This is a genomic window from Halalkalicoccus subterraneus, assembly GCF_003697815.1.
GTDB lineage: Archaea > Halobacteriota > Halobacteria > Halobacteriales > Halalkalicoccaceae > Halalkalicoccus > Halalkalicoccus subterraneus.
The window spans coordinates 37,851-51,829 of the sequence record NZ_RDQG01000036.1; the positions used below are offsets into that span (position 1 = coordinate 37,851).

Annotated in this window: 16 protein-coding genes; 9 read left to right on the forward strand and 7 right to left on the reverse strand. The window is 67.1% G+C overall.

Features of this window, described 5'->3' with window-relative positions; genetic code table 11:
- The first annotated feature begins 57 nt into the window (after positions 1–57).
- Both EAO80_RS09605 and EAO80_RS09610 read left to right on the forward strand, forming a co-directional pair.
- Positions 58–708, forward strand: coding sequence for a DUF7095 family protein (locus tag EAO80_RS09605; RefSeq protein ID WP_122089696.1), 651 nt, complete (start codon positions 58–60; stop codon positions 706–708).
- A 69-nt stretch (positions 709–777) separates the two neighbouring features.
- Complete coding sequence (locus EAO80_RS09610; protein WP_122089697.1) at positions 778–1,245, forward strand: DUF4442 domain-containing protein; 468 nt, start codon at positions 778–780, stop codon at positions 1,243–1,245.
- A 1-nt stretch (position 1,246) separates the two neighbouring features.
- Here EAO80_RS09610 and EAO80_RS09615 read toward each other — a convergent pair whose 3' ends face one another.
- Genes EAO80_RS09615 through EAO80_RS19685 form a run of 3 tightly spaced genes read right to left on the reverse strand, consistent with a single transcriptional unit; the run spans position 1,247 to position 3,062 of the window.
- Positions 1,247–2,044 carry a class I SAM-dependent methyltransferase gene (locus tag EAO80_RS09615; protein ID WP_122089698.1) on the reverse strand — a complete coding sequence of 266 codons (798 nt, stop codon included), beginning with the start codon at positions 2,042–2,044 and terminating at the stop codon, positions 1,247–1,249.
- The gene (locus tag EAO80_RS09620; RefSeq protein WP_122089699.1) at positions 2,045–2,872 is read right to left on the reverse strand and encodes a deoxyribonuclease IV; all 828 of its coding nucleotides are present in this window, start codon (positions 2,870–2,872) and stop codon (positions 2,045–2,047) included.
- A gap of 43 nt (positions 2,873–2,915) precedes the next feature.
- On the reverse strand, positions 2,916–3,062 hold the full coding sequence (locus EAO80_RS19685; RefSeq protein WP_162993950.1) for a hypothetical protein: 147 nt from the start codon (positions 3,060–3,062) through the stop codon (positions 2,916–2,918).
- Between the two features lie 288 nt (positions 3,063–3,350).
- Between EAO80_RS19685 and EAO80_RS09625 the strand changes: the two genes are divergently transcribed.
- The 4 genes from EAO80_RS09625 (at position 3,351) to EAO80_RS09640 (ending at position 7,276) form a co-directional block, all read left to right on the forward strand.
- Positions 3,351–4,232, forward strand: coding sequence for a coiled-coil protein (locus EAO80_RS09625; protein ID WP_122089700.1), 882 nt, complete (start codon positions 3,351–3,353; stop codon positions 4,230–4,232).
- A 133-nt stretch (positions 4,233–4,365) separates the two neighbouring features.
- On the forward strand, positions 4,366–5,361 hold the full coding sequence (sppA, locus tag EAO80_RS09630) for a signal peptide peptidase SppA (protein ID WP_122089701.1): 996 nt from the start codon (positions 4,366–4,368) through the stop codon (positions 5,359–5,361).
- Between the two features lie 34 nt (positions 5,362–5,395).
- Positions 5,396–6,541 (forward strand): DUF373 family protein, encoded by a 1,146-nt coding sequence (locus EAO80_RS09635; RefSeq protein WP_211330673.1) that lies wholly within the window; start codon positions 5,396–5,398, stop codon positions 6,539–6,541.
- Positions 6,542–6,571: 30 nt separating this feature from the next.
- Positions 6,572–7,276: a diphthine--ammonia ligase gene (locus EAO80_RS09640; RefSeq protein ID WP_122089703.1), complete on the forward strand. Its 705-nt coding sequence runs from the start codon at positions 6,572–6,574 to the stop codon at positions 7,274–7,276.
- A gap of 1 nt (position 7,277) precedes the next feature.
- Here the strand turns inward: EAO80_RS09640 and EAO80_RS09645 are convergent, their stop codons facing one another.
- Positions 7,278–8,255, reverse strand: a complete 978-nt coding sequence (locus EAO80_RS09645; RefSeq protein ID WP_122089704.1) for a sugar phosphate nucleotidyltransferase — start codon at positions 8,253–8,255, stop codon at positions 7,278–7,280.
- 95 nt (positions 8,256–8,350) lie between these two features.
- Here EAO80_RS09645 and EAO80_RS09650 point away from each other — a divergent pair, with 95 nt between their 5' ends.
- Positions 8,351–8,647, forward strand: a complete 297-nt coding sequence (locus tag EAO80_RS09650) for a transcriptional regulator (RefSeq protein WP_122089705.1) — start codon at positions 8,351–8,353, stop codon at positions 8,645–8,647.
- 44 nt (positions 8,648–8,691) lie between these two features.
- On the opposite strand, the gene EAO80_RS09655 is transcribed toward EAO80_RS09650, so the two are convergent.
- Both EAO80_RS09655 and EAO80_RS09660 read right to left on the reverse strand, forming a co-directional pair.
- Complete coding sequence (locus tag EAO80_RS09655; protein WP_122089706.1) at positions 8,692–9,390, reverse strand: helix-hairpin-helix domain-containing protein; 699 nt, start codon at positions 9,388–9,390, stop codon at positions 8,692–8,694.
- Between the two features lie 22 nt (positions 9,391–9,412).
- Entirely contained in the window at positions 9,413–10,243 is an 831-nt protein-coding gene (locus tag EAO80_RS09660; protein WP_122089707.1) for a shikimate dehydrogenase, read from the reverse strand.
- 100 nt (positions 10,244–10,343) lie between these two features.
- Between EAO80_RS09660 and EAO80_RS09665 the strand changes: the two genes are divergently transcribed.
- Together EAO80_RS09665 and ftsZ are read left to right on the forward strand one after the other, a co-directional pair.
- Positions 10,344–11,663 carry a D-aminoacyl-tRNA deacylase gene (locus tag EAO80_RS09665; protein ID WP_122089731.1) on the forward strand — a complete coding sequence of 440 codons (1,320 nt, stop codon included), beginning with the start codon at positions 10,344–10,346 and terminating at the stop codon, positions 11,661–11,663.
- Between the two features lie 71 nt (positions 11,664–11,734).
- The gene (ftsZ, locus tag EAO80_RS09670) at positions 11,735–12,892 is read left to right on the forward strand and encodes a cell division protein FtsZ (protein ID WP_122089708.1); all 1,158 of its coding nucleotides are present in this window, start codon (positions 11,735–11,737) and stop codon (positions 12,890–12,892) included.
- A 1-nt stretch (position 12,893) separates the two neighbouring features.
- Here ftsZ and EAO80_RS09675 read toward each other — a convergent pair whose 3' ends face one another.
- On the reverse strand, positions 12,894–13,976 hold the full coding sequence (locus tag EAO80_RS09675; RefSeq protein ID WP_122089709.1) for an iron transporter: 1,083 nt from the start codon (positions 13,974–13,976) through the stop codon (positions 12,894–12,896).
- Between the last annotated feature and the right edge of the window lie 3 nt (positions 13,977–13,979).

A 13,979-nucleotide genomic window follows, 5' to 3' on the forward strand; every position in this document is an offset into this window, starting at 1 on the left:
GGCGTATGACGGTTTCGCTCCGAGGGGGTTTTGGCCCCCCGCACGCAAGGGTTGACAATGGATCGAAGCGCGGCGGTCGAGCGGGTCGAACGGCTGGTCGAGACGGTCGAGTCCGACCCCATGCCCGTCCCCGTTCGCGAGATCTGGGTCTACGGCGAGGTTTCGCTCGGGCTCGACCCCATCGAACGCCTCGACGTCTATCTCACCAAGGACGTCCTGCTGGGCGGCGGGGGCGATAGCGACCGAAGCGAGGAGTTCGAGGAGCGATACGGCGTGAAGGGGATCGGGGGGACGGTCAGAAGCGAGTGGGCCGAGACGTTCCCCGAACATATTCGCGCAAACGACAACGGCTACGCCGCCCCGGAGAAGTGTCTCGCGGCCCATCTCATCGGCGACGACGAACCGATCCACCTCGAGGTCTGTAACGCGAGCTTCGAGGACAACGTCACCCAGCGCCTCCAGGGCGCGAAGATGCGAAACGACTACGAGCAGATCCTCGACCCCCGTGGGGTCTGTCTCTGGGTCGACGGCAGGCGTAGCGAGGAAGCCTTCGGGAAGCTGCGTTCGGGCGAACTCGTCCTCCCCACCCTTCCCGAGGCCCTCGGGATGCTCGGAATGGACGAGGGCGAGGCGAGCGAGGCCGCAGAGACCCTACAGGCCTACCGCGAGCGCCAGCAGGGCGCGACGGTGCGGGGCGACGTGGTCTGAGCTCGGAAACTCCTCTCCGTTCGCGCCCCGTTTGACAACTCCTTTCGTAGACTCCCGCCATCCCCCGCCATGTTCGACGCCCTCCGCGCGCGGCTCTCCCGGCACGTCTTCAACCTGTTTCCGGCCTATCGGGGCACCGGCGGCCGGATCACCCACATCGCGCCCGACTGGCAGGAGGTCCGGATCGAGCTCCCGCTGAACTGGCGGACGAAGAACTACGTCGGTACGACGTACGGCGGCAGCATGTACGGCGCCGTCGACCCTGTCTACATGATGATGCTCATCCGAACCCTCGGCGAGGAGTACGTCGTCTGGGACAAGGAGGCCGAGATCCGCTTCAAGAAGCCCGGAAGAGGGACGCTGTACGCGACCTTCCGGCTGTCCGACGAGGAGCTCGACGCCATCCGTGCGGAGCTCGAACGGACCGACTCGACCGACCGCGTCTACACCGTCGACCTCATCGACGAAGAGGGGATCACTCACGCCACAGTAAGAAAGACGCTTCACGTCACGACCGACCAGGGGAAGGCGGCCTGAACTATGCGTCGACCCGACCGACGGTCACGTAGAAAGGCACCCGTTCGACCCGCTCGTACTCGCCGGCCTGCATCTGTCCGATCGCCTCGCGGCCCATCTCGCGCCACTGGGCGCGTAGCTCGTCGAACTCCCCGGCTTCGAGGGATCCCTCGAGCATGGTCTCCCGGTCGCTCTCGATCCCCTCCCCGGTGGCCTTGCGCTTCGCGCTTTCGAGCGCCGCATCGTCGTAGGGCGGTTTCACGACCGTCTCGTGGTCGTACCGTCGCGTTCGCACGTCAGACAGTCCGGCTTCCTCGAACAGGTCCTTACTGTCCGCCCCGAGGGTGACGTCCGTCCCGACCCCCCCGATGTAGTGCTCGCGGGCGCGCCGGGCAAGCGCCGACTCACTTTCCACCGTCGACTCGACCTCCACCCCGCCGTTGTCGGGTTCGATCGCACAGACGAGGTCCGAAGAGACCCGCGTGAACTCCCCGACCGCCCGGCGGGGCACGGGGAGGTTGATCAGCAGGGCCTGACAGGTCACCAGATCGATCGCGCCGTCCCGAAGGGGCAGGCGGGTCGCATCGCCCGCCAACACCGGGACGTGGTCGTAGGCGGACGCGAGCAGGTTCCGGTCGGCGTCGATCCCGATCACCTCGGCGGGACTTTCACGTGCGAGCACGCGCGTCAGCTCGCCCGTCCCGCAACCGACGTCCGCGATCCGCTCTCTTTCCTCGAGCTCGAGGTCCGCGAGCGTCCCGACCTCCTCCCACATCCCGCGGCGCGTCTCTTCGAGGTAGTCGGCGTCGAACCGGCGCATCTACCGTCGGAGCTCCCGAACCCGGTCGATGTTCCACTCGTAGCTCTTGCCGTCCTCGGTGGGCGTTTCGAGCACCAGCGGAACGTCTTCGAGATCGGGGTGGTTGATGATGGTTTCCATCCCCTCGACCCCGATCAGGCCCTCGCCGACGTGGGCGTGTTCGTCCTTGTTCGTCCCGCAGGCGTGTTTCGAGTCGTTGAGGTGGATACACCGGAGGTGTTCTATTCCTACGACGTCGTCGAACTCCTCGACGGTCCCCTCGACGCCTTCGGCAGTAGAAAGGTCGTAGCCCGCGGCGAAGGCGTGGGCGGTGTCGACACAGACGTCCAGGTCGTGCTCGCTGGCTTCGAGCACTTCGGCGAGGTGTTCGAACTCCCCGCCGAGTTTCGTGCCCGATCCCGCGTCGCTCTCGATCAGGATCGTCACGTCCTCGGGAACGTCGAGTTCGTCGAGCGCTCCCGCGGCGTTCTCGAGTCCCCCCTCGACGCCCGCGCCGGTGTGGGCACCGAGGTGGACGTTGACGAACTCGATCCCCAACTGCTCGGCGGCGTCGAGTTCGGCCTGCATGCTCGCGACCGACTTCTCGCGCAGGTCCTCCTTCGGCGTACAGAGGTTCACGAGATACGAGGCGTGGATGACCCACGGCCCGTCGAGGGTTTCGAGCGTCTCCTCGCGAAACCGTTCGGCCTCCGCCTCGTCGATTTCGGGGTGGGCCCAGACCTGCGGGGACGTGGTGAAGATCTGCCCGCAGTTGCCGCCCACATCGAGCTGTCGCGAGACGGCGTTGTCGACGCCACCGGCGATCGAGACGTGTGCTCCGACGTGCATGCCGGAGGGAGCCGGCGGGAAACGATAGGGGCTTCGACTTCGATCACTCGCGGGCGACCGTGATCGTCATCGCACCACGGACACTCGTCGGCGTGGCGAACGCACCCGTCCCCTCGACGGTGAGTGCCCGGCGTTCGTCGGTCAGTTTCCGGTCGCACTCTTCACAGCGACAGGCGATCCGTTCGATCATACCGATCGAAGGGCCCCGAGATCCCTTCCTTCGAGCCATGGACGGATCGGAAGTGGACGTGGTTCGCGTGTTTTCGCCCGAGTTCAGGGTCCTTGGTACCGTTTTACAACCTTTCATGACCGCAACAGTTAAATCGATCGTGCCTGTACTAAGAGGTACCAGAACGCCACCGGCGTGACGGCAGTATCGCTCGAAAAAATGAGAGGGCATCCTTATACTGGGTTGGTTGCGACGAGGAGTGTGTACTGCCGGGTTTCGGTGGAGGGATGGCTAACGGATTAACTACGCATGGTAGACGAAAGCAAGAACATCGAGATCAGCGACTCCGATCTCGAAAGCGACTCGAAAGGACAGCTCATCAAACTCGCCGGCAAGCTCCGGGACCGACGAAACGACCTCAACCAGATGGCCTCGAAGCGCGCCGGAAAGCGCGACGAGCTCAACGCGGCGACCCGCGAGAAGGTCGACGAGGCCCAAGAACACCGGGAGAAACGCGACGAGTTGAACGAGCAGGTCCAGGAGCACAAACAGAAGCGAAACGACCTCAACGCCGAGGCAAACGAACTGTTCGACGAGGTCGAGAGCCGCAAGTCGGACCTCGAACTCGACGACGGCAAGGGGCTCGACGAGCTCGAAGAGGAGATCGAACAGCTCGAGTTCAAACAGCAGACCGAGGTGCTCTCGACGGAGGACGAGCGCGAACTCATCGAGAAGATCGAAAACAAGCGCGAGGAGTACCGCGAGCGCCAGGAGAAACTCGAGGGTAACGACGACCTCGAGGGGCTCGTCGAGGAGGCAGAAGAGGTCCGCTCGGAGGCCTCCCAGCATCACCAGAAGGTCACCGAGCTCGCCGATCAGGCCCAGGAGCACCACAACGACATGATCGAGGCCTATCGGGAAGCCGACGACATCAGGGACGACGCCGACGAGATGCACGAGGCGTTCGTCGAGGTCCAGGAGGCCGCCGACCAGCACCACGAGGACTTCGTCCGCGTCCAAAAGCGTCTGCGCGAACTCGACAAGAAGGAGGAAAAGGCCCGCAAGTCCAACCGCGAGCAGGAACGCGAGGAGGCCAAGGAGGAAGCCGAGGAGATCTATCAGAAGTTCAAGGAGGGCGAGACCCTCGACACCGAGGACCTGATGAAGCTCCAGAAGACCGGCCTGCTCTAGGACCGGTTTCTCACCTTTCTGCGGTCCGATCTCCGCCGCCCGCAGCGACGTCACTAGGGGGCGGACCGCCGTCTCCGTTCTCAACCTTTAATCAGCCTCCGGCCCGATCGACGAGTATGACCCGGAGGTCCGTATGAACGCGAGCGGGATCGGACGACTGGCCGTTTCGCTGCTCGGAGCGCTGCTCGCCGTCGCCGTCGGCTACGTGCTGTTCTTCGAACTGCCGACGACGGGCGTCGAGCTCGTCGGGGTCCTGTTAGTGATCGCCACCGGCCTGATCGGCCTGCGGATCGCGGGTCGGCTCGCCGGAAGCGCCTTTACGACCTACAACGTCGCCCAGGTGGCCGTCGAGGGGCCCATCTCGCGGGACGGTGGAGGCGGGCGGTTGCCGAGCGGGCCCACCACCACTCCCACCGACGACATCGTCGAGCAGATCGAGGCCGCGGACGCCGACGAGACGGTCGAGGGACTCTTGATGAAGCTCAATACGCCCGGCGGCGAAGTCGTCCCGAGCGACGACATCCGAAAGGCGGTCGTCGAGTTCGACGGGCCGACGATCGCCTACGCGACCGACGTCTGTGGCAGCGGCGGCTACTGGATAGCGAGCGGCTGTGACGAGCTGTTCGCCCGCGAGGCCAGCCTCGTGGGGAGTATCGGCGTGATCGGCTCGCGGGTCAACGCCGCCGATCTCGCCGAGCGTGCAGGGCTGTCCTACGAGCGCTTCGCCGCCGGGAAGTACAAGGACGCGGGCGTGCCGCTGCGCGAGATGGAGGAGGACGAGCGCGCCTACCTCCAAGGACTCATCGACGACTTCTACGGGCAGTTCGTCGAGCGCGTCGCCGAGGGCCGCGAGCTGAGCGAGGAGACGATCCGCGCGACGGAAGCCCGCGTCTACGTCGGCGAGGAGGCGCTCGAACTCGGCCTAGTTGATTCGCTCGGCACGCGCGAGGACGCAAAAGACCGCCTCGGCGAGGTCCTTGACCTCGACCCCGACGTCCGGGAGTTCGAGCCCGACCGCGGGATGATGGCGCGGCTCTCGGTCGGGAGCGCGTCGGTCGCCTACGCGTTCGGGGCGGGGATCGCGAGCGTGGTCGGCGACTCGGACCGCGAAATCGACGTGCGCCTGTAGGTTTTTATCCGGGCGGCGTCTGTGTGGGCACATCGTGAGTACGTTGGTGGTGTGTCTCGATCGGTCAGGTGCGATCGCGGAGGCCGCGGGCGTCTCTCCCCCCGTCGTCGGCTGGGAGGCGGTTCGATCGCTCGTGATCGACGTCGGTCTCGCGGACCCGGAGGACTCCCGGGTCAACTGCCTGCTCGAAACCCTGCGGGTGGCCCGCGAGCTCCGGGACGGCAATGAGGCGGTGACCGTCGCGGTCGTCACGGGTGGGGCCGACGCGGTCGGGGCGGGCCGGTCGATCGCTGCCCAGATCGAGGCGCTTCGGGCCGCCCACGCCGTCGACACCGCGATCATCGTCACCGACAGTGCCGAGGACGAACGGTTCGTCCCGGTTATCGAGAGCCGCCTGTCGGTCGATTCCGTCGACCGGGTTGTGGTCCGCCAGGCCCGCGACATCGAATCGACGTACTACCTGCTCAAACAGTTCCTCGGCGACGAGGAGCTCCGCCAAATCACGCTCGTCCCGCTCGGGCTGGCGCTGATCGTCTTTCCCGTTCTGCTCGCGTCGATGGGACCGGTCGTCGCCGTCGCCTCGCTGACCGCCGTCTTCGGGCTGTTCCTCCTGTATAAGGGGCTGGGGATCGACAGCTACCGCTCGACGCTGTCGGCGAACCTGCGCGGGGCGCTGTACTCGGGGCAGGTATCGGTCGTGACTTACGTCGTCGCCGTGGGACTGGCGCTGGTGGGCGTCTTCGTCGGCGTGCTCGGCGTCTCGGGGTTCGACTCGGGCGGGGGCGTTCTCGTCCCCGCGATGGGCTTCGCTTACGACAGCATTCCGTGGCTCGCGATGGCCGCGCTCACGGCGAGCACGGGCCGTCTGATCGACGAGGCGATCCGCGACGAGCCCGTCCCCACCTCGTCGCTGAACCTCCCGTTCGGGGTGATCGCGCTGGGACTCGTCGTCCGGGGGTTCTCGGCGTATTTCCTGCAGCGAAGCGCGGCGATGGCCCACTCGACGGTACCGTCGCTCGACGTCGGGACCGTCTCCGTCGAGGGGTTCACCCTCGCGCCGATCCAGCAGCTCGCCGCCTTCGTCGTCGCGGGCGTCGTCATCAGTCTCGTCGGGGTCCGGGCCTCGACGCGCTTTGCCGGCGCCCCCGAGGCCGAAGCGGACGCGGAGGCGACCGACTGAGCTTTACCGCTCAGGGCACAGTCCCTCCGTATGACGAACTGGATCGCGCTCTTCTCGGGCGGAAAGGACTCCTCGTGGGCGCTGTATCGTGCGCTCGAATCCGGGCTGGCGGTCTCGCGGCTGGTGACCGTCCACCCCGCCGCTGACTCGTACATGTACCACGTGCCCGCGACCGACCTCGCTGCCCTCGCGGCCGAGAGCATCGGTATCGAACTGCTCGAAGTCGACTCCGCGGTCGGGGCCGAGGCCGTCGCCGATTCGGGCGCGCAGGGCGACGCCGAACTCGAACCGCTCGAAGCCGCCCTTTCGGAACTCGACGAGTCGCTCGGGGTCGATGGGCTGATCGCCGGCGCGGTCGAAAGCGAGTTCCAGACCAGCCGGATCGCCGCGATGGCCGAGCGGCTGGGCGCCGAGACGTTCACGCCGCTGTGGGAGCGCGACCCCGTTTCGCTCGCGGAGGCGATGCTCGATGCGGGCTTCGAGATCCGGATCGTGCAGGTCGCCGCGGCCGGCCTCGACGAGTCGTGGCTCGGACGAACCCTCGATCGCGAGGCACTCGACGAACTGATCGCCCTCAACGAGCGCTACGGCGTCCACGTACTGGGAGAGGGCGGGGAGTTCGAGACGCTCGTCACCGACGGACCGCATATGGACCGCCCGATCGAGATCGAATACGAGACGGAATGGGGGGAGGGCCGCGGAACCCTGACGATCACCGACGCACGATTGGGGTGAGCTACGCGTCGGAGTCGTCGCCGTTGATCCTCGTGTGGGCGCCGATGAGCGCGCCCGCGAGGTTGATCCCCTCGACGTGGGTGCCCTCGTCGATGATCGTCCCCCGGAGCTCGCAGTCGGTGACGGTCACGTCGGGGAAGATCACCGAGCGCTCGGCGGTGACGCCGTCGAGGTGTGCGCCGGCCATGACGTGGACGTTCTCGCCGACCGTGCTGTTCTCGACGGTTGCGTCGGGGTGGATGTGGCTGTCGCCGTCGAGGAACCACTCGACGGCGTCGAGGTAGCTCTCGGGGGTGCCGATGTCGTACCACGCCTCGTCGAACGTGAAGGCATATACTTCGCCCCGCTCGACGAGCCACTGGATGAACCAGCCCGGCTCGTCGGGGTTGTTGTCGTCGGCCAGATACTCGTCCAGTCGGTCGAGGTCCTCGGCCGGAAAGCCGTAGCAGGCGATCGAGGCGAGCGTGCTCGCGGGCTCTTCGGGTTTCTCCTCGAAGCCGACGACCCGGTCGCCCTCCAGGTCGACGATCCCGTACTGGCTCGCCCGGTCGTAGGAACCGACGTCGTAGGCCGCGAGCACGGGCTCCCCTTTGGTCTCGAAGAAGTCGATGAACTCGCTGATGTCGAAGCTGATCAGGTTGTCGCCCGCGATGACGAGGGTGTCCTCGGAGAGGGTCTCGCGCTCGACGAGCTGGGCGAGCGCACCGACGACGCCGAACTTCTCGTCCTCCTCGCTGGTCTCCTCGACGGAGACGCGCGGTTTCTCGAAGCGACTCGCCTCGATGTGTGCTTCGAACTCCTCGGCGAAGCGCTCGTTGGTGCTGACGTAGACGTCCTCGATCCGGTCGTCGGCTTCGAGACCCGAAAAGACCTGGTCGATGACGGTCTCCTCGCCGACCGGCAGCACCATCTTCGGTCGATGTTTCGTGATCGGCCACAGCCGCGTCGCGTACCCGCCAGCCAGCACGATTGCGTCCATACTCGCGTATCGTCACCCGGTGGTAAGTCGTTTTTCCTGTCCGGCGCCGAGCCGGCCCGACAACGGTTTTGTTCCCCGGTCGCCTCGGAACCCGTATGCGCGAACCGACCGGTACGACCCGCGAACGCATCGCCGCCCGCCTCCGCGAGGGGCCCGCGACCCCCAGTGCGCTCGCCAGCGAGTTCGCGATCACGACCGGGAGCGCCCTCTCGCACCTCGAGCACGTCTCGCGTTCGGTCGACGGCGACGCTGGCGACGAACAGTTGTTGGTTTCCCCGCCGGAGTGTCGCGAGTGTGGGTTCTCGGGGTTCGACGACCCGCTGAACGTCCCCTCGCGGTGTCCCTCGTGTAAGACCGAATCGATCGAGGAGCCGGCGTTCGTTCTCGAATAGCGTCGCCGCGGCGCTCGAAGCCCGTGAAAACGCGTCCCTGTGGACTACCGGGACCGTGCGCGGTCGATCCAGCCCTGGAGGCGCTTTTCGGAGAGCCCGGTCGACTCGGAGAGTTCGCCGGCGTCGGCCGCCGCGAGGTCGGCGGGCGAATCGACACCGGAATCGGAGAGTTTCGTGGCGTACGAGGGGCCGATCCCCTTGATCTCCCGAAGGGTCCCCTCCGAAACCGACTCCGATGACGGCTCGCCGACCGGCCCGGACGCCGCTTCCGGGTCGCCCGTCTCGTCCCCGATGTCGGGCTCGGCGTTCCCATCCACATCCGGTTCGGGCTCGGACGTCGCGTCCGGTTCGGTCCCGATGTCGGGATCGGGTTCCTCCTCTCCGTTCGACTCCGACTCGGGTTCGACCATCTCCATCGGCTCTGATTCGGGTCCGGCCGGGTCGTCCTCGGTAGCCTCGGCGGACCCGTCGGTGCTCGGGCCGTCGACCTCGGGGTCGACCGAGGGCTCCGGATCTGCCCCCGAGTCGGGCTCGGCGGTCGGTTCGTCCTCGGCCACGGGATCGGGTTCGGCGGCCTCGGAGCCCGGAGCGGGCGTTTCTGGTTGGGCCCGCTCGTCGGCGGTGGCGTCCGATTCGGGGTCGCGCTCGACCGTGACACCGGCGGTGTCGGTGCCCTGCCGACCGCTGTTCGACTGCCCGCCGTCGAGCCCGAGCAACGATTTCAGCTTGTTCAGCAGTGCCATTGGAGGTGGTATACGCGCCGACCTACTTAAAAGCGCCCGACGAATCCGACAGTTCCCCCCGCAGTGACTCGTTCATGGCGTCGACCGGGGCCTCCTGTCCGGTCCACTGTTCGAGCGCCTCGACCCCCTGATAGAGCAACATCCACGCCCCGTCGATCGTCTCGGCACCGGCTTCGTTCGCCTCCCGAAGCAGGCGGGTTTCGAGCGGCTGGTAGACGATGTCCATCACCGTCAGGCGGCGATCGAGCAGGTCGGCGGCCACCGGCGAACGGTCTCCCTCCATCCCGACGCTCGTGGCGTTGACGAGCACCTCTGCGTTGGCGAGCAAGCTCTCGAGTTCGCCGAGGCTGTGGCCCGTCGCACCCGGTACGGCCTGTGCGAGCTCGGTCGCGTGCTCCTCGGTCCGGTTCGCGATCGTCACGGTCGCCCCGGCGTCGGCGAGCGCGAACGCGATCGCCCGCCCGGCCCCGCCGGCTCCGATCAGTACCGCTCGCGCGCCGTCGAGAGCCACGTCGTGGTGTTCGAGCGCCCGGCGGGCACCGACCGCGTCGGTGTTGTACCCGACCGGGGTGCGGTTCTCACCCTCGAACCCGATCGTGTTGACCGCCCCGATCCGGTCGGCCAGATCGTCGAGTTCGATCATCGTCACCACGTCCTGTTTGAACGGGATCGTCACGTTCAGTCCCTTGATTCCAAGCGCTCCGGCCCCCCTGATCGCGGCCTCGAGCGATTCGACCTCCGGTTCGAAGGTGACGTACCGGGCGTCGATCCCCAGCTCCCGGTAAGCCGCCTCGTGCATCGGTGGCGATAACGAGTGTCCCACCGGATTGCCAAGCAGCCCGTAGACGTCCATGCGTGGAGTATCCGACCGACGCGGCATAACACCCCGGGAACCCGTGATCGAGTGCCCGGGGGAGCGACGCGTTTATTCGCGAACGCCGCGAACGCCGCCCGTGATCGGAATCGTCGTCAGCCGTGCGGATTCGGCCTCCGAATCGATCGGCGAGCAGCTGCTCGAGCTCGCCGACTGGCGCGAACGCGAGGGCTCGGACCGACCCGATGGGGATGGAGGCGGGAGCTACTACACCCTCGAAACCGAGAGGGCGAGCTTCGAACTCCGCACGTTCGGGGAGTGGCACCTCGAACTGGACGGCGTCGCGGAGGCGTTTTCGGATCCCGACCTCGTCGTCTTCGCCTCCCGGCATTCGGGCGAGACGGGGCCGCTTCTCACGGCGCATTTCACCGGCAACTTCGGTCCGGCGGAGTTCGGCGGGCGTGCCGGCGAGCTCGCGGCGGCCGCGCCGGCGGCGCACAAGCGGCTGCTGGAGGGCTTTCGCGAGCACGCCCCCGACGGCTACGAGGTCGGCATGGAGTGTACCCACCACGGACCGACCTCAGTAGGAGCACCCTCGCTCTTTGCGGAGTTGGGAAGCGGCGAAGCGGAGTGGGAGGACGCCGCGGGTGCCCGCGCGGTCGGTCGGTCGATCCTCGATCTGGAGGGCGTTACCCACCAGGAAAGACAGGTCGTCGCCTTCGGCGGCGGCCACTACGTGCCCCGTCCCACGCGAATAGTGACGGAAACGCCGTGGGCGGTGGGACACATCGGTGCCGACTGGTGTCTCGAGGAGATGGGGCCGATCGACCCCGACGTGATCGACCGGGCCTTCGAGCGAAGCGGGGCCGAAATCGCGGTCATCGACGGCGAGCGCCCCGAACTCGAATCCGTCATCGAGGAGCTCGGCTACCGGGTGGTGAGCGAGACGTGGCTCCGGGAGGTCGATGGCCGGGACCTCGACCTCGTTGCCCGACTCGAATCCGAACTCGACTCCGTCGAGGCGGGGCTCCGATTCGGCGAGCACGGCGGACCGTTCGAGGTCCGCCCGCTGCCCGTCGAGCTGATCGGGACAGCCCGCGCGGTCGATCCCGATGCTGTCCGCGAGGCGGTCGAGCGCTACACTGTCGCCTTCGGGACTACGGAGGGCGGATCCGAGGTCGGCGAGCGCGCGGCTTTCGCGAGCGACGCCGATCGGGAGGCGCTCCTCGAGGATCTGGTCGGAGTTCTCGACCGGGAGTACGAGGTCGAGCGGCGGTCAGACGGGGTACTCGTCCGCGAGCGGGCGTTCGACCCGGAGAAGGCGGCGACCCTCGGCGTCCCCGAGGGGCCGAAGTTCGGGCGCCTCGCGTCGGGCGAGCCCGTCGAGGTCGACGGCCGGACCATCGATCCCGATGCGGTGACGTCCGAGGAGATTAGGACGTTGTCATATTCTCCCTGAACCGGTCGGACGCGTGTCGGACGGAAACGGGAACAATCATTACGATGGGTACATTACGAGCGCGCAAGACAATGGACTCGATCATTCAGGACGCCGTCGACAACGACGAGGCCGAGCAGGCGGCGCCGGGAGACGACACCGAGGACGCCGAGGACGACGGCGTCGCCCCCGAGGTCAGCGAGTCGGGGCAGATGACCGACGAGGAGCTTCGCAACGTACTGGAGGACCTCCAGACCAACATCACCGTCGTGGGCTGTGGCGGCGCCGGCGGGAACACCGTCAACCGGATGGAAGAGGAGGGGATCCACGGCGCGAAGCTCGTCGCCGCGAACACCGACGTCCAGCACCTCGTGGAGATCGAGGCCGACACCAAGATCCTGCTCGGCGAGCAGAAGACCCGCGGCCGGGGCGCGGGCTCGCTCCCGCAGGTCGGCGAGGAGGCAGCGCTGGAAAGCGAGGACGAGGTCAACGACGCGATCCAGGGCTCGGACATGGTGTTCGTCACCGCAGGGCTGGGCGGCGGGACCGGCACCGGGAGCGCGCCGGTCGTCGCAAAGGCCGCCCGCGAGTCGGGTGCGCTCACCATTGCCATCGTCACGACGCCCTTCACCGCCGAGGGCGAAGTCAGGAGAACGAACGCGGAGGCCGGGCTCGAACGCCTTCGGGACGTCGCCGACACCGTGATCGTCGTCCCGAACGACCGCCTGCTCGATGCCGTCGGCAAACTGCCCGTCCGGCAGGCGTTCAAAGTCGCCGACGAGGTGCTCATGCGCTCGGTGAAGGGGATCACCGAGCTGATCACCAAACCCGGGTTAGTGAACCTCGACTTCGCGGACGTTCGAACCGTTATGGAGAAGGGCGGCGTCGCCATGATCGGGCTCGGCGAAAGTGACTCCGAGTCGAAGGCCAAGGACTCGGTGAAGTCGGCGCTCCGATCGCCCCTGCTCGACGTCGACATCTCGGGGGCGAACTCCGCGCTGGTGAACGTCACCGGCGGCAACGACATGAGCATCGAGGAAGCCGAGGGCGTCGTCGAGGAGATCTACGAGCGCATCGACCCCGACGCCCGCATCATCTGGGGCACCTCCGTCGACGAGGAGCTCGAGGGTGCGATGCGGACGATGATCGTCGTCACTGGCGTCGACTCCCCGCAGATCTACGGTCGGGAGGAAGAGCAACAACAGGAACAGTCCGCCGGGCAGCTACAGGACATCGACTACGTCGAGTAAGTCAGTACTCGATCTCGATCGCGGGCATCTCCAAAAAGGCCGTCTCGTAGCCGTCGTGTCTCGCGATCTGGGGAACCGAATCGATTTCGATGCGAATCACGTTGCCTTCTTCGAGTGCCACCGGCGCGCCGTAGTGAAAGCCGAGCTCCGCATCGAGCGTCGCCGTCAGCGAGTCCTCGAAGACGGACTCTCCTTCCCGAGTCACCCGTGTGGAGAGGGCCATCAGCGGGAGCATGACGCGGTTGTGCGGCGTGCGCGGCGAGACGGCGAGATACGGGCCATCGAAGCGCTCCGCGTCGAGGGCGACGACGACGAACTCGGCGTCGCCGCTCCGTTCGGCTCCGATCAGCTCTCCCGGCAGCTCCTCGGCCGGCGGCACGGTCGACTGGGGCATGTGGTGGGTCCCGTGGTCGCCGCCCGCGTGCGCCATCTCCTCGTGGTCCATCAGGTCGAGTTCGCCGCGCTGGCCCCGCCTGCTCTCGTCGATCAGCTCGAACCCGAGGTCGTAGACGACGTCGGTGTCGAACTCGAAGTCGAACTCGGCGGTGCGGGGCTCTTCGAGGGCCCCGCCGAGCTCGCCGACGCCCCGCGCGTCCGCCGGGTTGATGCGGAGGGTCGCGGTGTACTCGCCCTCCTCCTCGATCGCGAGGTTGTCCCCGTAATGAAACCCCATGCGCTGGGAGAGCATCGCCCAGAGCTGGCCGGCGTAGGGCGTTCCGTCCCCGCCCTCGACGGTCATGCGGACGTCCGCCGGGACGACGACACCCGATTCGGTCTCCCAGACGCTCGCCATCAGGTGCAGCGCGTCGTCGTCGGTGATCTCGACCCTGTTGGTCTCCGTGCCGGTGATCGTCCAGAAGCGGTGTGGGTAGGTATACGAGAGCGAAACGGTGTACTCGCCGGCCTCCACGAACCCGTAGGTCCCCATTTCCTCGACGGAGGCGGGGACGTAGGCGGCGTCGGGGCGGTCCTCGACGATCGGGGGGTCGCGCCAGGCCGACTGGGTCTCGAAGACGCCGGTACAGCCCGCCAGCCCAGACGTTCCGAGGAGGGCGCCGGCTCGCAGGAAACCGCGGCGGTTCATATC